19 protein-coding genes and 1 pseudogene are annotated in these 23,299 nt (G+C 73.7%); 10 read left to right on the plus strand and 10 right to left on the minus strand.

Annotation, left to right across the window (positions count from 1 at the left end):
* Window positions 1-134: 134 nt before the first annotated feature.
* Window positions 135-1,592, plus strand: coding sequence for a catalase (locus ACFYZY_RS20850; RefSeq protein WP_388696140.1), 1,458 nt, complete (start codon window positions 135-137; stop codon window positions 1,590-1,592).
* A 299-nt stretch (window positions 1,593-1,891) separates the two neighbouring features.
* Here the strand turns inward: ACFYZY_RS20850 and ACFYZY_RS20855 are convergent, their stop codons facing one another.
* On the minus strand, window positions 1,892-3,112 hold the full coding sequence (locus tag ACFYZY_RS20855) for an MFS transporter (RefSeq protein WP_388696143.1): 1,221 nt from the start codon (window positions 3,110-3,112) through the stop codon (window positions 1,892-1,894).
* A gap of 82 nt (window positions 3,113-3,194) precedes the next feature.
* Between ACFYZY_RS20855 and ACFYZY_RS20860 the strand changes: the two genes are divergently transcribed.
* On the plus strand, window positions 3,195-4,181 hold the full coding sequence (locus tag ACFYZY_RS20860; protein WP_388696145.1) for an ArsR family transcriptional regulator: 987 nt from the start codon (window positions 3,195-3,197) through the stop codon (window positions 4,179-4,181).
* Window positions 4,182-4,289: 108 nt separating this feature from the next.
* Here ACFYZY_RS20860 and gcl read toward each other — a convergent pair whose 3' ends face one another.
* Complete coding sequence (gene gcl / locus ACFYZY_RS20865; protein ID WP_388696147.1) at window positions 4,290-6,077, minus strand: glyoxylate carboligase; 1,788 nt, start codon at window positions 6,075-6,077, stop codon at window positions 4,290-4,292.
* A gap of 985 nt (window positions 6,078-7,062) precedes the next feature.
* Between gcl and ACFYZY_RS20870 the strand changes: the two are divergent.
* The 3 genes and pseudogenes from ACFYZY_RS20870 to ACFYZY_RS20880 form a co-directional block, all read left to right on the plus strand.
* A pseudogene (locus ACFYZY_RS20870) lies at window positions 7,063-7,536 on the plus strand (hypothetical protein); the annotation flags it as partial.
* A gap of 227 nt (window positions 7,537-7,763) precedes the next feature.
* On the plus strand, window positions 7,764-8,546 hold the full coding sequence (locus tag ACFYZY_RS20875) for a TIGR04222 domain-containing membrane protein (protein WP_388696150.1): 783 nt from the start codon (window positions 7,764-7,766) through the stop codon (window positions 8,544-8,546).
* A 49-nt stretch (window positions 8,547-8,595) separates the two neighbouring features.
* Window positions 8,596-9,120 carry a GNAT family N-acetyltransferase gene (locus ACFYZY_RS20880; RefSeq protein WP_388696153.1) on the plus strand — a complete coding sequence of 175 codons (525 nt, stop codon included), beginning with the start codon at window positions 8,596-8,598 and terminating at the stop codon, window positions 9,118-9,120.
* Window positions 9,121-9,177: 57 nt separating this feature from the next.
* On the opposite strand, the gene ACFYZY_RS20885 is transcribed toward ACFYZY_RS20880, so the two are convergent.
* The 3 genes from ACFYZY_RS20885 to ACFYZY_RS20895 all read right to left on the minus strand — a co-directional run bounded on the left by ACFYZY_RS20885 (window position 9,178) and on the right by ACFYZY_RS20895 (window position 13,726).
* Window positions 9,178-10,782 carry an AMP-binding protein gene (locus ACFYZY_RS20885; protein ID WP_388696155.1) on the minus strand — a complete coding sequence of 535 codons (1,605 nt, stop codon included), beginning with the start codon at window positions 10,780-10,782 and terminating at the stop codon, window positions 9,178-9,180.
* Window positions 10,779-12,458 carry an AMP-binding protein gene (locus ACFYZY_RS20890; RefSeq protein WP_388696157.1) on the minus strand — a complete coding sequence of 560 codons (1,680 nt, stop codon included), beginning with the start codon at window positions 12,456-12,458 and terminating at the stop codon, window positions 10,779-10,781. The genes ACFYZY_RS20885 and ACFYZY_RS20890 overlap by 4 nt, the downstream gene beginning before the upstream one ends.
* Window positions 12,459-12,586: 128 nt before the next feature.
* Complete coding sequence (locus tag ACFYZY_RS20895; RefSeq protein ID WP_388696160.1) at window positions 12,587-13,726, minus strand: winged helix DNA-binding domain-containing protein; 1,140 nt, start codon at window positions 13,724-13,726, stop codon at window positions 12,587-12,589.
* Between the two features lie 260 nt (window positions 13,727-13,986).
* On the opposite strand from ACFYZY_RS20895, the gene ACFYZY_RS20900 reads away from it, so the two are divergent.
* A complete protein-coding gene (locus ACFYZY_RS20900; RefSeq protein ID WP_388696260.1) occupies window positions 13,987-15,273 on the plus strand; it encodes a radical SAM protein in 1,287 nt (428 codons plus the stop codon).
* Between the two features lie 92 nt (window positions 15,274-15,365).
* On the opposite strand, the gene ACFYZY_RS20905 is transcribed toward ACFYZY_RS20900, so the two are convergent.
* The 5 genes from ACFYZY_RS20905 to ACFYZY_RS20925 all read right to left on the minus strand — a co-directional run bounded on the left by ACFYZY_RS20905 (window position 15,366) and on the right by ACFYZY_RS20925 (window position 19,199).
* A complete protein-coding gene (locus tag ACFYZY_RS20905) occupies window positions 15,366-15,572 on the minus strand; it encodes a cold-shock protein (protein WP_388696162.1) in 207 nt (68 codons plus the stop codon).
* Between the two features lie 155 nt (window positions 15,573-15,727).
* Window positions 15,728-16,378: a TetR family transcriptional regulator gene (locus tag ACFYZY_RS20910; RefSeq protein ID WP_388696165.1), complete on the minus strand. Its 651-nt coding sequence runs from the start codon at window positions 16,376-16,378 to the stop codon at window positions 15,728-15,730.
* Window positions 16,379-16,467: 89 nt separating this feature from the next.
* Complete coding sequence (locus ACFYZY_RS20915; protein ID WP_388696167.1) at window positions 16,468-17,232, minus strand: SDR family oxidoreductase; 765 nt, start codon at window positions 17,230-17,232, stop codon at window positions 16,468-16,470.
* 42 nt (window positions 17,233-17,274) lie between these two features.
* A complete protein-coding gene (locus ACFYZY_RS20920) occupies window positions 17,275-18,231 on the minus strand; it encodes an NAD-dependent epimerase/dehydratase family protein (protein WP_388696170.1) in 957 nt (318 codons plus the stop codon).
* A gap of 14 nt (window positions 18,232-18,245) precedes the next feature.
* Window positions 18,246-19,199: a ScbA/BarX family gamma-butyrolactone biosynthesis protein gene (locus ACFYZY_RS20925; RefSeq protein WP_388696173.1), complete on the minus strand. Its 954-nt coding sequence runs from the start codon at window positions 19,197-19,199 to the stop codon at window positions 18,246-18,248.
* A gap of 129 nt (window positions 19,200-19,328) precedes the next feature.
* On the opposite strand from ACFYZY_RS20925, the gene ACFYZY_RS20930 reads away from it, so the two are divergent.
* The 4 genes from ACFYZY_RS20930 to ACFYZY_RS20945 all read left to right on the plus strand — a co-directional run bounded on the left by ACFYZY_RS20930 (window position 19,329) and on the right by ACFYZY_RS20945 (window position 23,098).
* A complete protein-coding gene (locus ACFYZY_RS20930) occupies window positions 19,329-20,012 on the plus strand; it encodes a ScbR family autoregulator-binding transcription factor (protein WP_388696176.1) in 684 nt (227 codons plus the stop codon).
* A gap of 123 nt (window positions 20,013-20,135) precedes the next feature.
* Window positions 20,136-21,287: an acyl-CoA dehydrogenase family protein gene (locus tag ACFYZY_RS20935; RefSeq protein WP_388696180.1), complete on the plus strand. Its 1,152-nt coding sequence runs from the start codon at window positions 20,136-20,138 to the stop codon at window positions 21,285-21,287.
* 28 nt (window positions 21,288-21,315) lie between these two features.
* The gene (locus tag ACFYZY_RS20940; RefSeq protein WP_388696182.1) at window positions 21,316-22,101 is read left to right on the plus strand and encodes an electron transfer flavoprotein subunit beta/FixA family protein; all 786 of its coding nucleotides are present in this window, start codon (window positions 21,316-21,318) and stop codon (window positions 22,099-22,101) included.
* Between the two features lie 40 nt (window positions 22,102-22,141).
* Window positions 22,142-23,098 (plus strand): electron transfer flavoprotein subunit alpha/FixB family protein, encoded by a 957-nt coding sequence (locus tag ACFYZY_RS20945; protein ID WP_388696184.1) that lies wholly within the window; start codon window positions 22,142-22,144, stop codon window positions 23,096-23,098.
* Window positions 23,099-23,299 lie beyond the last annotated feature (201 nt).

Raw genomic sequence — 23,299 nt, forward strand, 5'->3', positions numbered from 1 at the left:
GTCGCGCCCAGGCGCCGCCGCCGGCCGGAACACCACACTTCGATTTCAACAAACTGTTGACGTTTTTCGAGCGGCGTACTTACGCTCCTCACCACTTCAGCAGTGCATCCCGTACGGAAGGTCGACCCGACGAAATGACGCAGCGCGTGCTTACGACCGAGTCCGGCGCCCCCGTCGCCGACAACCAGAACTCCGCCACCGCCGGCGTCGGTGGTCCCCTCCTCCTCCAGGACCAGCACCTGCTGGAGAAGCTCGCGCGCTTCAACCGCGAGCGGATCCCGGAGCGCGTGGTGCACGCCCGCGGTTCCGGCGCGTACGGGTACTTCGAGGTGACCGACGACGTCACCGGCTTCACGAAGGCCGCCTTCCTCTCCGAGGTCGGCAAGCGGACCGAGACCTTCGTCCGCTTCTCCACCGTGGCCGACTCGCTCGGCGGCGCGGACGCGGTCCGCGACCCCCGCGGTTTCGCGCTGAAGTTCTACACCGAGGAGGGCAACTACGACCTCGTCGGCAACAACACCCCGGTGTTCTTCATCAAGGACCCGATCAAGTTCCCCGACTTCATCCACTCGCAGAAGCGCGACCCCTTCACGGGTCGTCAGGAGCCGGACAACGTCTGGGACTTCTGGGCCCACTCCCCCGAGGCCACCCACCAGATCACCTGGCTCTTCGGCGACCGCGGCATCCCGGCCTCGTACCGCCACATGCACGGCTTCGGGTCGCACACCTACCAGTGGACCAACGAGGCGGGCGAGGCGTTCTTCGTCAAGTACCACTTCAAGACGAACCAGGGCATCCGCAGCCTCTCCGCCGAGCAGGCCGCCGAACTGGTCGGCAAGGACGCCAACTCGCACCAGACCGACCTGCTCCAGGCGATCGAGCGCGGGGTCAACCCCTCCTGGACCCTCTACGTCCAGATCATGCCGGCGGCCGAGGCGGCGGACTACCGCTTCAACCCGTTCGACCTCACCAAGGTGTGGCCGCACGCCGACTACCCCCTCCAGCGGGTGGGCCGCCTGGTCCTCGACCGCAACCCGGACAACGTCTTCGCCGAGGTCGAGCAGGCCGCGTTCTCCCCGAACAACTTCGTGCCCGGCATCGGCCCCTCGCCGGACAAGATGCTCCAGGGCCGCCTGTTCGCCTACGCGGACGCCCACCGCTACCGCCTCGGCGTCAACCACACCCTGCTGCCGGTGAACGCCCCCCGGGCGACCACGGCGCAGAACTACGGCCGCGACGGCCTCATGGCCACCCGCAACGGCTCGCGCCACGACAAGAACTACGAGCCCAACTCGTACCGGGGCCCGGCCCAGACCGACGCCGCGCTCTCCGCGCCGCTCGCGGTCCACGGCTGGACCGGCACCCACGAGGCGCCCGCGCACGTCAAGGACGACGACTTCTTCCAGGCCGGCGAGCTGTACCGCCTGATGTCCGAGGACGAGAAGGGCCGGCTCGTCGCCAACATCGCCGGCAGCCTCTCGCAGGTGTCGCGCGAGGACGTCATCGAGAAGAACATCGCGCACTTCGCCGCCGCCGACCCGGACTACGGCAAGCGCGTGGCCGAGGCGGTCGGCGCCCTGCGCGAGAGCTGACCCACGGCAGCACCCATGCTGCGTACGGCACTTGACGGGAGGTCAGCGCCGTACGCGGTCCGGAACACCGGCCCGGATGAGGGGTGGCCGGCGAACCGGACAGCGTGAGGACCGCGGCGGCGCCGAGCCAGTGCGGTGGCCAGGGCGACGGCCTCCCCCTCCTGACCTGAAGGAGGGGAGGGCCGCTCCGCCCGCCGGCGCCGCCGCGGTCCCAACGCCCCCCGTACCGGGGAACCCCGAGGCTCCGCCCGGCGGTGCGGACGTCCTGTCGCGCCCGCCCGCCCCGCACCGCCGGGCGGTCAACGAGCGGGAGAGCGCGGAACCAGGTCCACGGACCCCGGTTCCGCGCTCTTCCCCTTTTCTCCCCCCTCCCGGTCCGCCCGCGCCAGCAGGAACGTCACGACGAGCGAGGCCAGGGCCAGGACCACCATCCCGGTCCGCGGCAAGGTGTACTGGGCGAGGCCGCCGCCCAGGGCCGCGCCCACCCCCTGGAACGCGAGCATCCCCGAGGAGTGCAGGCCCAGGGCGTGACCGCCCAGCTCCTGCGGCACCAGGGCCGTCAGCCGCTCCTGGTGCAGCAGCGTCGCCCCGTACCCCACCGCCGACACGGTCACGGCGGCGAGCGCGAGCGGAAGCGCGGGATCGAGGGCGAAGAGGAGGAACGGGGCGGCGAGCAGCGCCTGGAGCGGGAAGCGGAGCCGGCCGCGCAGCCGCGCCGGTACGAAGCGGCCGACGGCCACGTCCCCGGTCAGCATCCCGAACGCGCCGCAGACGAAGAGGAGTCCGGCGCGCTCGGGGGCGTACGGCACGAACAGCGACTCGCAGCCCACGATCAGCCCGTTGGGCACCCACAGCGCGAGGTAGCAGCGGCGCCGGGCGGGCACGGACAGGAGCCGCGCGTTGGTCCGCCGGGTCGCCGCGACCGAGGGCCGTCCCCCGGCACGCGGCGGACGCGCCCCCAGGCCGAGGCGGGCGAACAGGGCGGCGGCGAGGTACAGCCCGGCCCCGGCGAGGACCGCGCCGCGCGGTGAGAGCAGGGCGACGAGGAGCCCGCCGGCCGCGAAACCGCCGATCTGGCAGGCGCCGGCGGCCATGTTCGTCACCGAGCGGCCGAGGAGGTACGCCTCGCGCGGCAGGATCTCGTTCAGGAGGCCGTACCGCACCCCGCCGCCCAGCGAGGCCGCGAGCCCCTCGGCGAGGAGGACCGCGAAGACCGCCCAGGTGGGAAGGGCGGGGACCGCCAGGACGGCCGTGCCCGCGGCGAAGAAGAGGGCGACCCCGGAGAGCGCGGCGCGCGGCGGCAGCCGGTCGGCGGCGGAGAGCAGCGTGGTCGCGCCGAGGAGCTGGGCGAGCGAGGGGCCGAAGAGGGCGAGCGCGGAGAGGAACGGCGAACCGGTGGCGTGGAGGACGAGGGTGGCGAGACCGAGGCCGGCCACCGTCTGCGCGGCGGTGTGGACGGAGCCGGTGAGGAGGAGCGGGGTGAATTCGGGGGTGCGGAAGAGGGTGCGGTAGCGGGCCATGCGGGGAGTCTCGGAGGGGCCCGGCGCGTACCGTTAGCGTTTCGCCGGGGGGCGAAACCCGGACCTGTGGGAAGGCGGCGGCATGGGCTGGTGGCGGATCGGGACCGACTCGCTCGCGGGCGGCCGCTTCGTGGTGTCGCCGCTGGCCGAGACGGTCGCCGCGCTCAAGGTCCTGCACGCGGCCGCCGCGAGCCACCCGGGCGAACGGGCCTGGCTGACCGCGTCCCTGCCCGCCTACCGGGCGCGCCTGGCGGCCGAACCGCTCGACGCCCTGCTCGTGCGGGCCGCGATCGGCCCCACCTGGAACGCGGACTTCCTGACGCCGACGCCGCTGGGCGAGGGCGAGCGGCCCTTCGAGGAGGAGGTGGAGGCCGTCCGCGCCGCCGACCCGGCCGGCGCGGTGCCGCAGCTGGCCGTCGCGCTCGGCGGGCCCGTGCCGGAGCCGCTGCGTTCGGCGCGGGACCTGCCCGGACGGATGGCGGAGGTCCTGACGTGGGTGTGGCGGGAGACGGTGCTTCCGGAGTGGCCCCGCCGGCGGCGGATCCTCGAAGCCGACGTGACGGCGCGGACCGCGCGGCTGGGGCGGGGCGGCTGGGCGGCGGCCCTGGACGAGCTGAGCCCGGGGAGGACGCGCTGGCTGGGCGACGGCCGCCTCCAGGTGAACGCCCGCTCCTACCCGCCGCGTTCGGTCGACGGCGGCCGGCTGCTCTTCGTACCGGTGACCCCGGCCACCGGCTGGGTGTCCTGGGAGGGGTCGGAGCGGTTCGCGGTGGTGTACCCCTGCGCGGGCGTCCTGGCGGACGCCTCGGGCCCGGTCGTGCCGCGGGCGCTCGGCGCGCTGCTCGGACCGGCGCGGGCGGGGGTCCTCGTGCGCCTCGGGTCCCCGCTGTCCACGAGCCAGCTGGTGGCCCTGACCGGGCAGGGCCTCGGTTCGGTGGGCCGCCACCTGAAGGTGCTGCGGGAGGCGGGCCTCGTCCGGCGGGGACGGGCGGGCCGGTCGGTCCTCTACGAGTGGACGGAGGCGGGCGCGGTGCTCGTACGGGCACAGGGCGTACGGGTGCGGGAATGAGCACGGCCCTGCGCGTACGGGCGCCGGGCGCGGGACGGACGGGGAACGGCCCCCGTCCCGGTGCTCGTCGGGACGGGGGCCCCGCCGCGGGGGCGGGAGCGGAGCGGATCAGACCCGGAGGGCCCTGATCGCGGTCGGCGCGTGGCCGGGCTCGGTGGCCAGCTCCTCGAACTCGGTGACGTCGCTCATGTCGGCCGTCCTGCTCATCGCGATGTTGGTGACGCGCTCCAGGATCGCCTCGACGACGACCGGGACCCGGTGCTCGACGGCCAGCTTCCTGGCCTGCTCCAGGGCCTCGCCCAGCTTGTCCGGGTCCTCGACGCGGATGGCCTTGACGCCCAGGCCCTCGGCGACCTTGACGTGGTCGACGCCGTAGACGCCGATCTCCGGGCTGTTGATGTTCTCGAACTCCAGGTTGACCTCGAAGTTGATGCCGAGGCCGCCCTGCGCCTGGCGGATGAGGCCGAGGTAGGCGTTGTTCACGAGGACGTGGACGTAGGGGACCTTGTGCTGGGCGGCGACCGCCAGCTCCTCGATCATGAACTGGAAGTCGTAGTCGCCCGAGAGCGCGACGACCGGGGTGTCCGGGTCGGCGGTCGCGGCGCCGATGGCGGCCGGGACGGTCCAGCCGAGCGGGCCGGCCTGGCCGCAGTTGATCCAGTGGCGCGGCCTGTAGACGTGCAGGAACTGCGCGGCGGCGATCTGGGAGAGGCCGATGGTGGTGACGTAACGGGTCTCCGGACCGAAGGCCCGGTTCATCTCCTCGTACACGCGCTGCGGCTTCATCGGGACGTCGTCGAAGTGCGTGCGGCGCTGGAGGGTCGCCTTGCGCTCCTGCGCGGAGGCGGCCCAGGCGGTGAAGTCGGGGAGACGGCCGGCGGCCTTCCACTCCCGGGCGATCTCCAGGAAGAGTTCCAGGGCGGCCCCGGCGTCGGAGGCGATGCCGTAGTCCGGGGCGAAGATCCTGCCGAGCTGGGTGGGCTCGATGTCGACGTGGACGAACTTCCGGCCCTCGGTGTACGCGTCCAGGTTGTAGCCCGTGTGGCGGTTGGCCCAGCGGTTGCCGATGCCGAGGACGAAGTCGGACTCCAGGAAGGTCGCGTTGCCGTAGCGGTGCGCGGTCTGGACGCCGACCATGCCGGCGGCCAGCTCGTGGTCGTCCGGGATGGTGCCCCAGCCCATGAGGGTGGAGATGACGGGGACGCCGGTCAGCTCGGCGAACTCCACGAGCAGGTCGGAGGCGTCGGCGTTGATGACGCCGCCGCCGGCGACGATCAGCGGGCGCTCGGACTCCAGGAGGAAGCCGAGGGCCTTCTCGGCCTGGGCGCGGGTGGCGCGCGGCTTGTAGACCGGCAGCGGCTCGTACGTCTCCGGGTCGAACTCGATCTCGGTCAGCTGGACGTCGATCGGCAGGTCGATGAGGACCGGGCCGGGGCGCCCCGAGCGCATGAGGTGGAACGCCTGCTGGAAGACGCCGGGGACCTGCGCGGCCTCCAGGACGGTGGTGGCGGCCTTGGTGACCGGCTTGGCGACGGTGGCGATGTCGACGGCCTGGAAGTCCTCCTTGTGGAGCTTCGCGACCGGGGCCTGTCCGGTGATGCAGAGGATCGGGATCGAGTCCGCGACGGCCGAGTACAGGCCGGTGATCATGTCGGTGCCGGCCGGTCCCGACGTGCCGATGCAGACGCCGATGTTGCCGGCCTTGGCACGGGTGTAGCCCTCGGCCATGTGGGACGCGCCCTCGACGTGGCGGGCGAGCGTGTGGCCGACGCCGCCCACGTTCTTGAGCTCGCGGTAGAAGGGGTTGATCGCCGCGCCGGGGACGCCGAACGCCTGGGTGACGCCTTCGCGCTTGAGGATTTCAACGGCCGCTGCGGCGGCGGTCATACGAGGCATGGGAGTGCTCCTGCTTCGGCCGGGCGGATCCAGGAGGTCCCCTCCGCCGGGAGGCCCACCTCACTGTTTCCGTAATGCGGAAATACTGTTCTGCTATACGGAAGCAATGTAGGCGCGGCGGCGAAGAGCCGTCAAGAGAGGTCCGCCCGCCGGGACGGACGGCGCGATCGCGTCGCCCGGAGGGACCGAAGTGGCCGAACGGCCTCCCCCGGGAGGGCGGATGGGGGGACGATGGGAGCGAGCGACAGGGGGTTGGGTTGTGGGCGATTCCGTACCGGTGCGCTGCCCGGAGTGCCTGAGCACGCGGGCGTACGCGGCGCCCGCCTTCCCCTGCGCGTGCGGAAGTCCCGTGGCGGCGCCGGTGGCGGCGGGCGCGGCGGAGCCGATCACGCGCCGGAACTGGGCGGACGAGTGGGTCGCCGTCCGCTGCGGCGCCTGCGGCCGCGAGAACGACTGGCCCCACCCGGAGTTCGCCTGCCCGTGCGGCACGGTCCTGCGGGTGCCGGTCCGGCCGGTGGACGGTGGGGGCGGTACGGCGGAAGGGGGCCGCGCGGACGGCACCGGGCACGGCGCCGCCCCGGTGCCGGCCTCGGAGGCGTCACGACCCCCGGGCGGCCGCGGCCCGGACGGGAGGGACCCCTCCGCCCCGGGGCGCGGGACGGGAGCGGAGCCGGGGCGGTACGCGGCGGGGACGGGACCCGGCGGACCGCCGGCCGGCCGTGACGGCCTCCGGGGCGGACCGTCCTCCGGGGCCGCCCGGCGCCGTGCGGCGGAGCCCGGCTCGGAGTGGTTCGGCACGGCTCCCGGCGGGCCCCGGCCCGGCGGGAACGGTACGGGTGCGACCGGTTTCGGTGCGGGCGGTACGGGCACGGGCGGTGCCGACGGGAGCGGTCCGCGTGCGGAGGGCGCGCGTCCGGGCGGTCCGTCCGGTTCCGGCACCGAACCGGACGGCGGCGCCGGGCGGCGGGGCCCCGGCGTGCCGCCGCCCACCGGGCCGTACCGCGCGTCCGCCGGGTACGGCCCCGCGCACGTCCCGCCGCCCCCGGTGGTCCCGCGCCCGGGACCGGCGCGGGGCGCGTTCCGGCCCGTGACGATCCGGACCGCCCGGGACGCGGTGGCGGCCGCCGCCGGGTACCTGCGCTGGCTCGGGTTCCCCAGCGTCGTCCAGCCCGAGGAGCGTCCCGCGTCCGGGGTGGACCTGCGGGCGCCGGGGCTCGTCGCCCAGGTGGACCCGACCACCCGGCCCGCCGGGCTGCGGGCGGTCGAGTGCCTCTGGCTCAACGGCCTGAACGCGTCCGCCGTGAGCGTGTTCTTCTCGCTCGCCGGCTACACCCCGGAAGCCCGTTCCCGCGCCGCCGAGATCGGCCTGCCGCTCTTCGTGCTCGATCTGACCGGGACCCCGCAGCCGGTCAACCGCGCCGCCGACGACCTGGCCGCGGGCGGCGCCTGCGCGCCGTAGGGCGCGCGGGGGACACGCGAAGAGCACACGGAGGGAACACGGCGAACGCGCCGGGAACGCCCGGGTGGTGCGCCGGGAGCGCGCGCGGAGCGCACCGGCGGCGCTCCGGAAGGCGTGCCGGGCACGCGCCCCTCCCCCCTCCCCCGCACCCTCTCGACATGCGAAATCGGCCATTCACGCGTGACGATCACGCTCCACCGGGCACAACTCCCTTGGGGGTGGGCGTCATGGGGACGGGGACGTGGTGGTTCATCGGGGCGGCCTGGGGCGAACTACTGCTCGCCGCCGCTCTGTTGCGAACGCGCAGCCGGGAGAGCGGAGAGGGGGACACGGACCGCGTGCCGACGCCGCAGGCGCTCGCGCTGCTGCGGGGCGGGCGGCGGGCCGCCGTCACCGTGGCGCTGGTGGCACTGCACCAGCGCGGGGCGGTCGAGGCGGGCCGCAAACATACGATTCGGGCCAACGGCGGGCCGGGCCGGACCCGCGACCCCGTACAGCTCGGTGTGCACGGGTCGCTCCGCCGGGCCCTCGCCCTGGGGGAGCTCGCCCAGCGGCCGGAGGCGCGGCGGGCCGTGGACGCGCTGAGCGGCGAGCTGCGCGGGGCCGGGCTGCTGCGGCCGGTCCCGCGGCTGCGGACCGCGCGGGCGCTGCTCTGCTGCGTACCGCCGACCGTCCTCGCGGGGCCGTTCGCGACCGGGGCGTCCGGCGCGGACCTCGCGGTGGCGCTCGCGGCCGGGGCGCCGGCGGCCCTGGGAGCGGCGGCGCTGTCGCGGCTGCCCGTCACGACCGGGGCGGCGCGGCGGCTGATCGCCGGACTGCGGGAGCGGTACCCGCTGCCGGCCCACCGCCAGGAGGTGACGGACGGGGGCCTCGTCCAGTTGTACGTGGCGCTGTACGGCGACCCGGCCCTCGCCCTGTTCCTGCCCCGCTTCTCGCGGGACGGGGGACTGCTCGACCGGGCCGGGGAGGAGGGGCGGGGCCGCCCGGCGGCCGACGGCCCCGCGCGGTGAGGGCACGTCGCACCGTGCCCGCCCGCACCGTCCCGGGCCATACTGGCGCATGCGCATCAGAGCGGCCGCCGCGTCCGAACTCCCCCTGCTCCAGGACATCGAACGGGAGGCCGGCGAGCCGTTCCGCTCCCTCGGCATGGCGGCGGTCGCCGACGACGACCCGCCGTCCCTGGAGGTCCTGGAGGCGTACCGCCGTGCGGGCCGGGCCTGGGTGGCGGTGGACGACGCCGACCGTCCGGTGGCGTACCTGCTCGCCGGCACGGTCGACGGCGCCGCCCACGTCGAGCAGGTGTCGGTGCGTCCGGGGGCCGCCCGCCGGGGCGTCGGCCGGGCCCTGATCGAGCACCTGGCGCGGACCGCGGCGCGCGAGGGCCTGACGGCGCTGACGCTGACGACCTTCGCCGAGGTGCCCTGGAACGCCCCGTACTACGCCCGGCTCGGTTTCCGCCCGCTCGCGGACTCCGACCCGGCCCTCACCGAGGGGCTGCGCGCCATCCGCCGGGCGGAGGCGGCCCACGGCCTGGCGGCATGGCCCCGCGTCTGCATGCGCCGGGACCTCACCGCCGCGCCCTGAGCCACCGCCGGGCGCGCCCCGGGACGTTCCGTCCGCCGGGCGCGCCCGGGGCCGGCGTCACGTCCCCTCGGCGTACCGTTCCCGCAGCTCCACCTTCCGCACCTTCCCGCTCACCGTCATCGGGAACTCGGTCAGGATCTCCACCCGGCGGGGGACCTTGTAGGGGGCGAGCCGGTCCCGGCAGAAGTCCCTGATCTCGTCCGGGGTGGGCGGGTCGGCCGGGTCGCGCGGGATCACGCAGGCCAGGATCTCCTCGCCGTACCGCTCGTCGGGGACGCCGACCACCTGGACGTCGGCGATCTTGGCGTGTCCGTGGAGGAACTCCTCGATCTCGCGCGGGTACACGTTCTCCCCGCCCCGGATGATCATGTCCTTGATGCGGCCGACGACCCGCACGTACCCGTCGTCCCGCATCACCGCCAGGTCGCCCGTGTGCATCCAGCCGCCCCGGTCGATCACCTCGGCGGTCCTCTCCGGGTCGTCCCAGTAGCCGAGCATCACGCCGTAGCCGCGGGTGCACAGCTCCCCCGCCGTGCCGCGCTCCACCGTCAGCCCGCTCGCCGGGTCCACGATCTTCACCTCGACGTGCGGCAGGACCCGCCCGACCGTGCCGGTGCGGCGCTCCAGGTCGTCGTCGCGGCGGGTCTGGGTGGAGACGGGCGAGGTCTCGGTCATGCCGTAGCAGATCGACACCTCCGCCATGTTCATCTCCGCGACGACCCGTTTCATCACCTCCGCCGGGCACGGCGAGCCCGCCATGATCCCGGTGCGGAGCGTGGAGAGGTCGTACGCCGCGAAGTCGGGGAGGTCCAGCTCCGCGATGAACATCGTCGGCACCCCGTAGAGGGAGGTGCAGCGCTCCTCCTGGACCGCCCGGAGGGTGGCGGCGGGGTCGAAGGAGGGGGCGGGGATCACCAGGCAGGCGCCGTGCGAGGTGGCCGCGAGGTTGGCCATCACCATGCCGAAGCAGTGGTAGAACGGGACCGGGACGCAGATCCGGTCCCGCTCGTCGTAGGCGAGCATCTCCCCCACGAAGTAACCGTTGTTGAGGATGTTGTGGTGGGAGAGCGTGGCCCCCTTGGGGAAGCCCGTGGTCCCCGAGGTGTACTGGATGGTGGCGGGATCGTCGCAGGAGAGCGGTTCCGGGCGCGCCTCCCCCGCCGTGCGGGTGAGGAACGCGTCCCAGCTCGCGTCCCCGAAGTACACGGTCTCCCTCAGGTCCCTCCGTCCCGGGGCGACCTGCTCGACCATCGCCCGGTAGTCGCTCGTCCTGTGGGCGAGCGAGGCGAAGAGCAGGGAGATGCCCGCCTGGTCGAGGACGTACGCCAACTCGTCCGCCCGGTAGGCGGGATTGACGGTGACCATGACGGCGCCGATGCGGGCGGTGGCGTACTGGACGAGGACCCATTCGGCGCGGTTCACGGCCCAGATGCCGACCCGGTCGCCCTTGCGGACGCCGCTGCCGAGCAGGGCGCCGGTCAGCCGGTCCACGTCCGCGGCGAACTCCGCGTAGGTCCAGCGGCGCCCGGCGGGAACGTCGACGAGGACCTCGCGGTCGGGCCAGGCGGCGACGGCCCGGTCCAGGCCGGCGCCGATGGTGTCCCCGAGGAGCGGGGTGGTGGACGTGCCGTGGGCGTACGAGAGTTCCTCCGGCGCGTTCACGCGAGGTCCCCCTCGGCGTACTCGGTGCCGCCGCCCTCGGCGGTGAGGCGGCGCAGCTCCACGCGCCGGATCTTCCCGGAGACGGTCTTGGGCAGGTCGGCGAACTCGATGCGCCGGATCCGCTTGTACGGGGCGAGGACCGCGCGCGAGTGCGCGAAGAGGGCCTTCGCGGTCTCCTCGCCCGGCTCCCAGCCCGCCGCGAGCACGACGTACGCCTTGGGGACGGCGAGCCGCAGCGGGTCGGGGGCGGGGACGACGGCGGCCTCGGCGACGGCCTCGTGTTCCAGGAGCGCGCTCTCCAGCTCGAACGGGCTGATCTTGTAGTCGGACGCCTTGAAGACGTCGTCCGCGCGTCCGATATAAGTAATGTATCCCTCTTCGTCCCGCGCGCCGATGTCACCGGTGCGGTAGTAGCCGCCGGCCATCGCCTCCGCCGTGCGCTCCGGATCGCCGTGGTAGCCGGTCATCAGGCCCACCGGGCGCTCGGACAGGTCGAGGCAGATCTCGCCCTCGTCCGCGTCCGGGCGGCCGGTCACCGGATCGAGGAGGGTGACCCGGTAGCCGGGGCTCGGACGGCCCATGGAGCCCTCCTTGAGCCGCTGACCGGGGCTGTTGGAGACCTGGACGGCGGTCTCGGTCTGGCCGAAGCCGTCCCGGACGGTGACGCCCCAGGCGCGCCGCACGGCCTCGACGACCTCGGGGTTGAGCGGTTCCCCGGCGGCGACGGCCTCGCGCGGCGGGGTCTTGAGCTGCGCCAGGTCGGCCTGGATCAGCATCCGCCACACGGTCGGCGGGGCGCAGAAGCTGGTGATCCCGTTCCGCTCCATCTCGTCCATGAGCCGGACCGGGTCGAAGCGCGCGTAGTTGTGGACGAAAACGGTCGCCTCCGCGTTCCACGGCGCGAAGAGGTTGGACCAGGCGTGCTTGGCCCAGCCGGGCGAGGAGATGTTGAGGTGGACGTCGCCGGGCCGCAGGCCGATCCAGTACATCGTGGAGAGGTGCCCGACCGGGTACGAGGTGTGGGTGTGCTCGACCAGTTTGGGGCGGGCGGTCGTGCCGGAGGTGAAGTACAGCATCAGCGTGTCGTCCGCGCGGGTGACGCCGTCGGGCTCGAAGGCGTCCGGCTCGCGGGCGGCGTCCTCGTACGCCAGCCACTCCCCCGTCCCGTCGCCGCCGACCGCGATCCGGGTGTAGTCGCCGGGGACGTCGTCGAACTTGGCGGTGTCCCCGGCGCGGACGACGACGTGGCGGGCGCGTCCCCGGTCGACGCGGTCGCGCAGGTCGGCGGGGCCGAGGAGCGGGGTGGCGGGGATGACGACGGCCCGCAGCTTCATCGCGGCGAGGACGGTCTCCCACAGCTCGGTCTGGTTGCCCAGCATGACGACGATCCGGTCGCCGGCGCGCACGCCCCGGGCCCGCAGCCAGTTCGCGACCCGGTTCGAGCGGGCGGACATCTCCGCGAAGGACACCTGCGCCCCGGAGCCGTCCTCCTCGACGATGTGCAGCGCGGTCCGGTCGTTGCCCTCCGCGACGACGTCGAACCATTCGAGCGCCCAGTTGAACCGCTCGGGCCGGGGCCACGCGAAGCCCTCGCGGGCCGTGTCGTAGTCCTCGCGGTGGGCGAGCAGGAAGTCCCGGGCGGCCCGGAACTCCTCGGTCGCGCTGGTCTCCGTCATGTGTCCTCCTCGTCGGGGGCGGTCCAGGACATCGTGTAATCAGTGACCCGGGTCCCACCACCCCCCGTCCGGGGAGGAACCCGCGGGCGGTGGGTTCCTCCCCGGACCGGGCGGGGGCCCCTCGGAGGTCACCCTTCCGGGTCGCGGAAGACGATCTCGTACGGCACGCCCGGCCGTCCCGTGATCCGCAGGATCCGCTCGGCCTCGGCGGCGAGGTCGGCGCGCCGGGCCCGGGTGGGGCGCTCGAAGGGCTCGACGGTCAGCGCGGTCCGCTCCCCGCCCTCGTCCAGGTACCAGCACCCGGCGAGGAACCCGTCGAGGAGGAAGACGCGGAGGCCCCGGTTGTTTCTCCAGGTGCGGGAACGGGTCCCCGGCGCGAGGACGCGGGTGCGGTCGGCGTGCGAGAGGAGCAGGTTGTCGTACTCGGGGAGGAACCGGGGCGGAGCGGGGGTGTCCCCGTCGGGGCGGGGCGCGTCGGGCAGGTCGAAGAGTTCGGTGCCGCGCTCGTCCCGGAAGACCAGGAGCCGGGGCCGCAGGCGCTCGAAGGCGGCGCGGAGCCCGGTGAGCCCGCACCAGGTCTGCATGTCCTTGACGGAGGCGGGCCCGAAGGCGCGGAGGTAGCGCGGTACGACTTCGTCGGGGCCGGCGTCCCGCTCCGCGGCGTCCTGTCGCGCGGCGTCCCCGAACCACGCGTCCGTCGTGGTGAGCGCGACCCGTCCGCCGCGTCCCCAGAGGCCGCGCGGGGTGACCTGGACGAGGGGGAGCAGACAGCGGGCGGCGGTGGAGAGGGAGGCGGGGTCGGCGCCGGGCCACTCCCCGAGGAGTTCCCGGCGCAGCTCCCCGGGCGTGCGGGGCCGTTCCTCGACGAACGCGCGGGCGAGGGCGGCGAGCCGGTCGAGGTCGACGCCGGCGAGGCCGCCCCGGGAGACGAAGAGGGCGAGTTCGCGGTCGACGGCACCGGGCTGCGCGAACCGGCGGAGGGCGACGGCGTCGCGCGCGGTGTGGGTGTGCACGGTGGAGCGCAGGGTGACGATGCGGGCGACGGCGCGGGACTCCATCAGCGCGGACAGCGCCTCGGGCCGGAAGCCGTCGAGGCGGGCGGCGAGCGCGTGGTACGGGGGCTTGGTCTCCTGGGCCTGGAGCCCGACGAGATGCTCGACGGCCTCCTCGGCGCCGAGCGGGGAGGGCCGCAGGAGCAACTGGCGTTCGAGGGTGGCGCGGTTGAGAACGCGGGTGCCGAGCACGGGGTGGGTCGTCCTGAGGGCCATGGCGGGCACGCTATCCGCCCATGCGGACAGTTCCGGTCCGCGAGGGAACGGGTCGGACGCGAACAAGTGGGTCCCGCACCCCGGCGGGCGGCGGGCGGAAGGCGACGGGCCGCGCCGGCGGAGTACCGGGGGACCCGGCCGGTCCCCCGGCGGCACGCGCGCGTAGCGTGGGACGCACGTCGGCTCCATAGCCCCTCACCCCCGGAGATCCGCCTGTGACCAGCGCCGCACCGACCCGTACCTCCGTCGTGGAGTCCCTGATGGACCGCTTCCCGGGGATCCCCCCGGAAGCCGTGTTCAAGGAGGACCTGCTGCGCGGCGGGCTCGCCTTCGACCCCTCCGCCCTGTCCGGCAACGAAGGGGGCGAGGTGAAGCCGAAGTCGTACTTCATCTTCTCCTTCGACCACCGGACGCTGCCGGAGCTGGGCGAGGCGGCGCTGAACCGTCCGCCGGAGGAGATCGTGCTGACCGGCGGGCCGTACGGGCTGCGCCGCACGGTGGTGTCGGTGCGGGTCAACCCGTCGTCGCCGTACCGGGTCGCGCCGGACGCCGACGGGGCGCTCGCGCTGTTCCTGGACGGGACGCGGATCGCGGACGTCGGGCTGCCGCCGATGCCGGAGTACTACCGGCACCCGCTGTCGAACGGCAAGTCCGTGATGGAGGTGGCGCCGACGATCCAGTGGGGCTACCTGATCTACCTGACGGTCTTCCGGGTGTGCCAGTACTTCGGCGCCAAGGAGGAGTGCCAGTACTGCGACATCAACCACAACTGGCGCCAGCACAAGGCGGCGGGCCGTCCGTACACCGGGGTGAAGCCGGTGGACGAGGTCCTGGAGGCGCTGGAGATCATCGACCGGCACGACACGGCCCGCGCCTCGACCGCGTACACCCTGACCGGCGGGGCCGTCACCTCGCAGGTCGGCGGCAAGGACGAGGCCGACTTCTACGGGCAGTACGCGCGGGCGATCGAGGAGCGCTTCCCGGGCCGCTGGATCGGCAAGGTCGTCGCGCAGGCCCTGCCCAAGGAGGACGTGCGGCGCTTCCACGACTACGGCATCCGGATCTACCACCCGAACTACGAGGTGTGGGACCGGCGCCTGTTCGAGCTGTACTGCCCCGGCAAGGAGCGCTACATCGGCCGGGACGAGTGGCACCGCCGCATCCTGGACTCGGCGGAGGTCTTCGGGCCGCGCAACGTCATCCCCAACTTCGTCGCCGGGGTCGAGATGGCGCGCCCCTCGGGCTTCCTGACCGTGGACGAGGCCATCGCCTCCACCCGCGAGGGGCTGCGGTTCTTCATGTCGCGCGGGATCACGCCCCGGTTCACCACCTGGTGCCCGGAGCCGACGACGCCGCTGGGCCGCGAGAACCCGGACGGCGCGCCCCTGGAGTACCACCTGCGGCTGCTCGAGGCGTACACGGAGACGCTGCGGGAGAACGGGCTGACCGCCCCGCCCGGCTACGGGCCGGCCGGTCCCGGGCGCGCGGTGTTCTCGGTCAGCTCGTTCATGGACGCGCTGGCGCCGGAGCCCGGCTCCGGGGACTGAGGAGCCCGGAGGGGGCCGTCCGGACGCGTACCCGTTCGGACGCGTACGAAAGCGTGGCCGGGCCCGGGTCCGCGCACCGGACCCGGCCGCCGTCAGAGGCGCAGCTCCTTGGCCTCGAACCGGCCGTCTCCGAGGACCAGGACGAAGGAGACCTGCTGCCCCTCCGAGAGGACCCGGCTCTCGTCCTCGATGTCCTCGGCACTGAACCAGATCTGCTCCTCGGAACCGACGGGGACGACGAATCCGTACCCGCCGAGACGGTTGAAGGAGTGCACGAACCCTTTGCTCCTGTTTTCCACCGCTGCCTCCTCCTCGGCGCCGGTGACGCGGTCGGGGGTGTCCCGGCCGGGGTCCGGACGGGACCGCGTCTCAGAGGAGATCTACCCCGTCCGCCCGCGCTTCGCCCGCCGGTGTGGGGGGTGGACGCGCCCCTCCCGGGAAATATGTAGAATATTCAACAGAGGCCCGGTGCCGGGGATCCCCCGTGCCCGGTACCGGGCCTCGCCGCGCGGTCCGCTTCCCCCGGGTACGCGATCCGCGCCGCGATCCTGGCGATGCGCGCCGCCGTCTCCCGGGGGGAGGCCACCGGCTGGACGATGTGGCTGACGGTGAGCCGCACGACCGTCTCGACGGCGAGTCCGCGCGACTCCTCGTCCACGTCGGGCCAGGCCCCGACCGCGTACGCGTCGAGCATCGCCATGGCCGTGCCGAAGACCGGCTCCGGGCGGGTCGTGAGGTAGGCGAGCAGGTCGTCGCCGCCCTCCCGCGCCGCGACCAGGACGCTCCTGATCAGCGGGTCGTCCACGACCTGCTGAAGCGTGTAGCCGATGCCGGCCCTCGCCGCCGCCTCCAACTCGCCCCGGTGGGCGTCGAGTTCGCGCTCGATCCCGATCAGGAAGCCCTCCAGTTCGCGCTGGACCAGGGCGGTGCCGATGGACTCCTTCGAGCCGAACTCGTTGTAGAGGGTCTGGCGGCTGATGCCGGCGGCCCGCGCGAGGGAGGTCATGCGCAGCCCGCCCCAGCCCTCGGCGGCGACGAGGCGGTGAGCGGCGTCGAGCACCTGCTCGCGCAGCAGAGAGCGGACGCTCTCGCGGAAACGTGTCATCGTTCCCCCACTTTATCCACCGGCCCCCCGCCACGAGCAGGGGTGCGCAAGGGTCTTCGCGACGGCCCGGAGGCCCCGGGCCGCGGCCCTCAGAGGGCACTGCCGCCCGTCACGTCCACGTACTGGCCGGTGATCCACCGGGCGTCGTCGGAGACGAGGAAGGCGACCACGTCGGCCACGTCCGCGGGCGTCCCCAGCCGGTTGAAGACCGAGAGCGCGGCGAGGGCGGCGCTCGCCTCGGGCGTCGCCCTGCGCCGCGCGTTCATGTCCGTCGCGATGTACCCGGGCGCCACGGCGTTGACCGTGATCCCCCGGGGGCCCAGCTCCTTGGCGAGGGCGAGCGTCATCGTGTCGACGGCCCCCTTGGTCATCGCGTACGTGACGGAGTCGGGGAAGGCGTGCTTCGTCACCGCCGAGGAGATGTTGACGATCCGGCCGCCGTCGCGCAGCCGGTCGAGGCCCCGCTGGATGAGGAAGAGCGGGGCCTTGACGTTGATCGCGACCAGCCGGTCGAAGACCTCGGTGGTGAGCTGGTGGATGCGCCCGGAGCCGCTGGCGCCCGCGTTGTTGACGAGGATGTCGAACCCGGGTCCCGCGTCCCGCTCCGCGAGGCCGGCCTCCAGGCCCGCGTAGAAGGTGTCGACGGCGTCCGGCTCCCCCAGGTCCGCGCGGAACGGGAAGGCCCGGCCGCCCTTCTCCTCGATGGCCGCCACCGTCGCGCGGGCGGCCCGCTCGTCGCTGCCGTAGTGCACGGCGACCAGGGCGCCGTCCGCGGCGAGCCGTTCCGCGATGCCTCTTCCGATGCCGCGGCTCGCCCCGGTGACGATCGCGGTCCTGTCGGCCAGCGGGTACATGTCGGTGCTGTCTTCTTTCGGTCGGGGGCGGGCGGGGCCCGGTCAGGAGGGGGCGAGCAGGTCCCGGTACCACGCCGTGTGACGCGCGGCCCCCGTGGCGAAGTCCGGCCCCGGGTCGCGGTCGAAGTCCCGCCAGGGACGGTCGTCGGCGAACCAGTGGTCGGTGGCGAGCAGGGCGAGGTGGTGCAGGGCGACGGGGTCGTCCGCCAGGAGAGCGCGCGCACCGGCGACGTCCGTCGCGGGCCCCCGGCGCGGCACTCCCCGCAGGGCGAGCAACTCCTCGCCCAATGACAGGAGTTTCTCCACGGGAACCGGCGTGGGGTGGTTCACGTGATAGGCGCCGGGCCGGGTGCGGGGGGAGAGTGCCGCGCCGACCAGGGCGCCCGCCAGGCTCTCCACGTCGATCAGGGAGTGCAGCGAGCCGCCCCCGTCGAGCGGACCGGGCAGCGCCGAGAGGAGGCGGACGACGCCGGGCACCAGCTGCCGGTCCCCGGTCCCGTACACCAGATGGGGGCGCAGGACGGTTCCCCCGGCCTCCGTGACGTGGCGTTCGCCCGCCGCGCGGGTGCGGCTGGTCGCCGAGACGGGGGCGATCGGGAGGGTGTCCGGGGCGGCGGCGCGGAAGGGGCCGCGGCCGTGGACGGAGGCCGTGCTCAGGGCGACGATCCTGCTCACCCCGGCCCGTACGGCCGCGTCGACCAGGGCCCGGGTGCCCTCGTCGTTGACCGCGCGGGCCGTCTCCTCGTCCCCGCCGATCGCGGAGGCGCAGTGGAGCAGGACGTCGACCCCCTCGCAGGCGCGGCGGAGGGAGGCGGGGTCCCGGAGGTCGCCCCGGACGGTCTCGACCTCCGGGGCGCCCCTCGCTCCGGCGCCCGCCGGCGGGGCGGGCGCGCGGCGGGCGAGCAGCCGTACGCGGGCGACGTCCGCCGCCGTCGCGGCGGCCGCCACCCGGCCGCCGATGAATCCGGTCGCGCCGGTGATCAGGATGCGAGCGCCCATCGTTCCGTTCCGGTTCAGGCCGTCGACCGGGCGACGGAGCCGATTCCGGCCACCACCGGTTCCCGGGACGGGGAGGGAGAGCTGAGTGTGCAGAGGAAGACGGGGGTCCCGTCCTGCCGTCCGGTGACCCGGACGGCGGGCGGGCCCACGGGGGCGGCCACGACCTCGGGCTCGATCCAGCAGGGGCTGTCGAGTTCGGCGTAGCGCGAGAAGGAGAGCTTCACGGTGACGGGGAGGTAGCCGGTGTCGCCGGTCACCAGCATCGCCGCCTGCCGGGCCGCTTCGAGGAGGAGCATCCCGGGGACGTGGTCGTTCGGGCGGCGGAAGAGCGTGGGGTGGGCGGTGTTGACCCGCAGCCGCCACCGGCCGGGGCGGTCGCCGGGCCCCAGGACGACGTCCTTGGCGTCCTCGCGGCCGACCAGGTGCGGGGCCACGCCGGGTATCAGGGGGACCGGGCGGCCGAGGGCCGCCATCCGCCCGCCCCGCACGCGGCGGTAGGCCGGGGCCGAGGTGCAGCGCGCCGTGCCGCCCCCGGTGGCGAACGGCCGGCCGTCCCGGGTCAGTACGACATCGGTGCGCAGGCCCCGGACCCGGCCGCCGCGCCTGTCGAGCTCGGGGAAGGTGATGTCGGCCGCGATGTCCGAGGAGGCTCCGTCGAGGACGAGCGCGTCGGGATCGGCGGCGTACCACAGCTCCCACATGACGAACTGGTCGTCCACGGGTACCGCGAGTTCGGTGTGAGCGACGAGCATGGTGGCCTGACGTATCGTCTCGGCCACCAGTACGGGGTCGTGACGGCCCCCTGCCACCGGAGAGAAGAAGGGATGCGAGGCAGACCAGCGAGCGGGGACGGAGTAACGGTTCTCCTGCGGTCGTGCCCAGCCCGTGGGGATGATGTCGGCCGGGTCCGCGCGATGGACGAACTCCCCGGGGACGGGTGTCGTCGCCCCTCGACGGCTCTGTTCCATGGCTTCCCCTCGCGTCACGGCACGCCCCGGACGGCAAATCCGCCCGGCGTAGGATACGTACAGCCCGGTTTTCTTTTCAATGCTTCACGTCACACGTTGAGCACAGACAGCGAGACAGCGGGAGGCGCCTTGGCGCAGCAAGCGCGTGCAATCCGTACCCGGCGGATGATTCTGGAGTCGGCGGCCGCCGTCTTCGCGGAGCGCGGCTACGAGCGGACGACCATCGGGGAGATCCTGGTGCGCGCCGGGGTGACCAAGGGGGCGCTTTATTTCCACTTCGCCTCCAAGGAAGATCTCGCTCTCGGCGTGCTGGACGCCCAGATGCTCGACGAGCCGCTCGGCCCGCAGCCCATCAAGGTCCAGGAACTGGTCGACCAGGGCTTCCTCCTCGCCCACCGGCTGCAGCGCGACCCCCTGGTGCGGGCGAGCGTCGCCCTGGCCCTGGACAGCGGCGCCACGGGCGTCGACCGGGCCGCCCCCTTCCGGGCCTGGATCGACCAGGTGTCGGAGGTCCTGACGGTGGCGAAGGTGCGGGGCGAGCTCCTCGTCCACGTGGACGTGACGGACACGGCCGAACTGTTCGCCGGCGCCTTCGCGGGAATCCAGACGATGTCTCAGATTCTTTGCGAGCGGAATGACCTCACTCACCGCGTTCTGGTTCTGCTCCGCCACGTCCTGCCGACCATATGCACTCCGGCCCTGTTGACCCGTCTGGAGATGAGCGAAAGCCGCGCACGCCAATTGGCCGCCGAATACGATGCGAACCGGCTCCGCCGCGAAGAGGGAAATCTCGCGGAAACCCCCGGCACGTAAAACCGACCAGTCGGTTTCTCCAGCGCCCCGACGCCAGAGCGTCGGGGCGCTCTGGCGTCGTGGTACTGAGTGTGCTTTGCTGAGGGTACTCAGTGCCACAAGTGTCTAGGGGAGCTCCACATCATGGGCAAGGACTTCGATCTGTACCGACCTTCGGAGGAGCACGAGATGCTCCGGGAGTCGGTGCGTGCGCTGGCGGAGGCGAAGATCGTTCCGTTCGCGGCGGCGGTGGACGAGGAGGGACGTTTCCCGCAGGAGGCGCTGGACGCGCTGGTGGCCAATGACCTGCACGCGGTGCACGTGCCCGAGACGTACGGGGGCGCGGGGGCGGACGCCCTGGCGACGGTGATCGTGATCGAGGAGGTCGCGCGCGCGTGCGGGTCGTCCTCGCTGATCCCGGCGGTGAACAAGCTGGGCTCGCTGCCGGTGATCCTGTCGGGCTCGGAGGAGCTCAAGCACAAGTACCTCGCTCCGCTGGCCCGGGGCGAGGCGATGTTCTCCTACGCCCTGTCGGAGCCGGACGCCGGCTCGGACGCGGCGGGGATGAAGACCCGCGCGGTGCGCGACGGCGACTTCTGGGTCCTCAACGGCGTCAAGCGCTGGATCACCAACGCCGGCGTCTCCGAGTACTACACGGTCATGGCCGTCACCGACCCCGACAAGCGCTCCAAGGGCATCTCCGCGTTCGTCGTGGAGAAGTCCGACGAAGGCGTGTCCTTCGGCGCGCCGGAGAAGAAGCTCGGCATCAAGGGCTCCCCGACCCGCGAGGTCTACCTCGACAACGTCCGCGTCCCCGCCGACCGGATGATCGGCGCGGAGGGCACCGGGTTCGCCACCGCGATGAAGACCCTGGACCACACCCGCATCACCATCGCCGCCCAGGCCATCGGCATCGCCCAGGGCGCCCTGGACTACGCCAAGGGCTACGTCACCGAACGCAAGCAGTTCGGCAAGCCGATCGCCGACTTCCAGGGCGTGCAGTTCATGCTCGCCGACATGGCCATGAAGCTGGAGGCCGCCCGCCAGCTCACCTACGCCGCCGCCGCCAAGTCCGAGCGCGTCGACGGTGATCTGACCTTCTTCGGCGCGGCGGCCAAGTGCTTCGCCTCGGACGTCGCCATGGAGGTCACCACCGACGCCGTCCAGCTCCTGGGCGGCTACGGCTACACCCGCGACTACCCCGTCGAGCGCATGATGCGCGACGCCAAGATCACCCAGATCTACGAGGGCACCAACCAGGTCCAGCGCATCGTCATGGCCCGCAACCTCCCGTAACCACCACCTCGTCGAAAGGAGACAGGCCGTGACCCTGAAGATCGCTGTCTGTGTGAAGTACGTCCCCGACGCGACCGGCGACCGCGGTTTCGCCGACGACCTGACGACCGACCGCGAGGCCGTCGACGGCCTGCTCTCGGAGCTGGACGAGTACGCCGTCGAGCAGGCCCTCCGCATCCAGGAGGAGGCCGACGACGCCGAGGTCACCGTCGTGACCGTGGGCCCGGACGACGCCAGGGACGCGCTGCGCAAGGCGCTGTCGATGGGCGCCGACAAGGCCGTCCACGTCAACGACGACGCCATCCACGGCTCCGACGTCTTCGCCACCTCCGCGATCCTGGCCAAGGCGCTGGAGAAGACCGGCTTCGACCTGGTCGTCTGCGGCATGGCCTCGACCGACGGCACCATGGGCGTGCTGCCGGCGCTGCTCGCCGAGCGGCTGGACCTCCCGCAGGTCACCCTGCTCTCCGAGGTGTCCGTCGAGGACGGCACCGTGAAGGGCCGCCGGGACGGCGACGCCGCCACGGAGCTCCTGGAGGCCCCGCTGCCGGCCGTCGTGTCGGTCACCGACCAGTCCGGCGAGGCCCGTTACCCCTCCTTCAAGGGGATCATGGCCGCCAAGAAGAAGCCGGTCGAGGAGCTGGACCTGGACGACCTGGGCATCGACGCCGGTGAGGTCGGCCTCGCCGGGTCCTGGACCCTGGTCGACTCCGCGACCGCGCGTCCGCCCCGTACCCAGGGCACGATCGTCACGCACGAGGGCGACGGCGGCAAGCAGCTCGCCGCCTTCCTCGCCGCCCAGAAGTTCATCTGACCCGCCGTCGGCCAGACATCCCACACAGGAGCAACGAATCATGGCTGAGATCCTGGTTCTCGTGGACCACGCCGACGGTGCGGTCCGCAAGCCGGCCCTCGAACTGCTGACCCTGGCCCGCCGCCTGGGCGAGCCCTCGGCGGTCGTCCTCGGCGCCGGCGAGGCCGCCGCCTCGATCGCCGCGACCGCCGGCGAGTACGGCGCGGCCACCGTGTACGTCGCGGACGGCGCCGAGTTCACCGAGCGGCTCGTCGTGCCGAAGGTCGACGCGCTCACGGGGATCGCCCGGGAGAAGGGGGCGGCCGCCGTCCTGGTGACCTCCTCCGGCGAGGGCAAGGAGATCGCGGCCCGCGTCGCGCTCCGTCTCGGCTCCGGACTGATCACCGACGCCGTGGACCTGGAGGCCGGCGAGAACGGCCCGGTCGCCACCCAGTCCGTCTTCGCCGCCTCGTACCAGGTGCGGTCGACGGTCTCGCGCGGCGTGCCGGTCATCACCGTCAAGCCGAACTCCGCCGCCCCGGAGGCCGCCCCGGCCGCCGGCGCGGTCGAGAACGTCACCGTCGCCTTCACCGGCAACGCGGCGAAGGTCGTCTCGCGCACCCCGCGCGTCTCCACCGGGCGTCCCGAGCTGACCGAGTCCGCGATCGTGGTCTCCGGCGGCCGCGGCGTCGGCGCGGCCGAGGGCTTCGGGGTCGTCGAGAAGCTGGCCGACTCGCTCGGCGCGGCCGTCGGCGCCTCCCGGGCCGCCGTGGACGCGGGCTGGTACCCGCACGCCAACCAGGTCGGCCAGACCGGCAAGCAGGTCTCGCCGCAGCTCTACGTGGCGGCGGGCATCTCCGGCGCGATCCAGCACCGGGCCGGCATGCAGACGTCGAAGACGATCGTGGCGGTCAACAAGGACCCGGAGGCCCCGATCTTCGACCTCGTGGACTACGGCGTGGTCGGTGACCTCTTCGAGGTGCTGCCGCAGCTGACGGACGAGATCGGCGCCCGCTGATCCCCGCCGGTACCGGAAAGGGGCGGGGGGGGGGGGGGGGGGGGGGGGCCGGCCCCCCCCCCCCCCCCCCGCCCGCGCCCCCGGCCCCCCCCCCCCCCCCCCCCCCCCCCCCCCGCCACCCCACCCCCCCACCCCCCCCCCCCCACACCCCCACCCCCCCCCCCCCCCCCCCCCCCCCCGCCCCCGCGGCCCCCCCAACCA

Origin of the sequence: Streptomyces sp. NPDC001744 (genome assembly GCF_042892575.1) — a bacterium.
Taxonomy (GTDB): Bacteria; Actinomycetota; Actinomycetes; order Streptomycetales; family Streptomycetaceae; genus Streptomyces.

What these genes read in the sequence shown, in the direction of transcription:
- ACFYZY_RS20875 (WP_388696150.1), top strand. Translation starts at nt 7,764, where the DNA reads ATGGGGACGGGGACGTGGTGGTTCATCGGGGCGGCCTGGGGCGAACTA.
- ACFYZY_RS20860 (WP_388696145.1), top strand. Translation starts at nt 3,195, where the DNA reads ATGGGCTGGTGGCGGATCGGGACCGACTCGCTCGCGGGCGGCCGCTTC.
- ACFYZY_RS20925 (WP_388696173.1), bottom strand. Translation starts at nt 19,199, where the DNA reads ATGGAACAGAGCCGTCGAGGGGCGACGACACCCGTCCCCGGGGAGTTC.
- ACFYZY_RS20945 (WP_388696184.1), top strand. Translation starts at nt 22,142, where the DNA reads ATGGCTGAGATCCTGGTTCTCGTGGACCACGCCGACGGTGCGGTCCGC.
- ACFYZY_RS20895 (WP_388696160.1), bottom strand. Translation starts at nt 13,726, where the DNA reads ATGGCCCTCAGGACGACCCACCCCGTGCTCGGCACCCGCGTTCTCAAC.
- ACFYZY_RS20910 (WP_388696165.1), bottom strand. Translation starts at nt 16,378, where the DNA reads ATGACACGTTTCCGCGAGAGCGTCCGCTCTCTGCTGCGCGAGCAGGTG.
- ACFYZY_RS20915 (WP_388696167.1), bottom strand. Translation starts at nt 17,232, where the DNA reads ATGTACCCGCTGGCCGACAGGACCGCGATCGTCACCGGGGCGAGCCGC.
- ACFYZY_RS20935 (WP_388696180.1), top strand. Translation starts at nt 20,136, where the DNA reads ATGGGCAAGGACTTCGATCTGTACCGACCTTCGGAGGAGCACGAGATG.
- ACFYZY_RS20850 (WP_388696140.1), top strand. Translation starts at nt 135, where the DNA reads ATGACGCAGCGCGTGCTTACGACCGAGTCCGGCGCCCCCGTCGCCGAC.
- ACFYZY_RS20920 (WP_388696170.1), bottom strand. Translation starts at nt 18,231, where the DNA reads ATGGGCGCTCGCATCCTGATCACCGGCGCGACCGGATTCATCGGCGGC.
- ACFYZY_RS20900 (WP_388696260.1), top strand. Translation starts at nt 13,987, where the DNA reads ATGGACCGCTTCCCGGGGATCCCCCCGGAAGCCGTGTTCAAGGAGGAC.
- ACFYZY_RS20855 (WP_388696143.1), bottom strand. Translation starts at nt 3,112, where the DNA reads ATGGCCCGCTACCGCACCCTCTTCCGCACCCCCGAATTCACCCCGCTC.
- ACFYZY_RS20890 (WP_388696157.1), bottom strand. Translation starts at nt 12,458, where the DNA reads ATGACGGAGACCAGCGCGACCGAGGAGTTCCGGGCCGCCCGGGACTTC.
- gcl (WP_388696147.1), bottom strand. Translation starts at nt 6,077, where the DNA reads ATGCCTCGTATGACCGCCGCCGCAGCGGCCGTTGAAATCCTCAAGCGC.
- ACFYZY_RS20880 (WP_388696153.1), top strand. Translation starts at nt 8,596, where the DNA reads ATGCGCATCAGAGCGGCCGCCGCGTCCGAACTCCCCCTGCTCCAGGAC.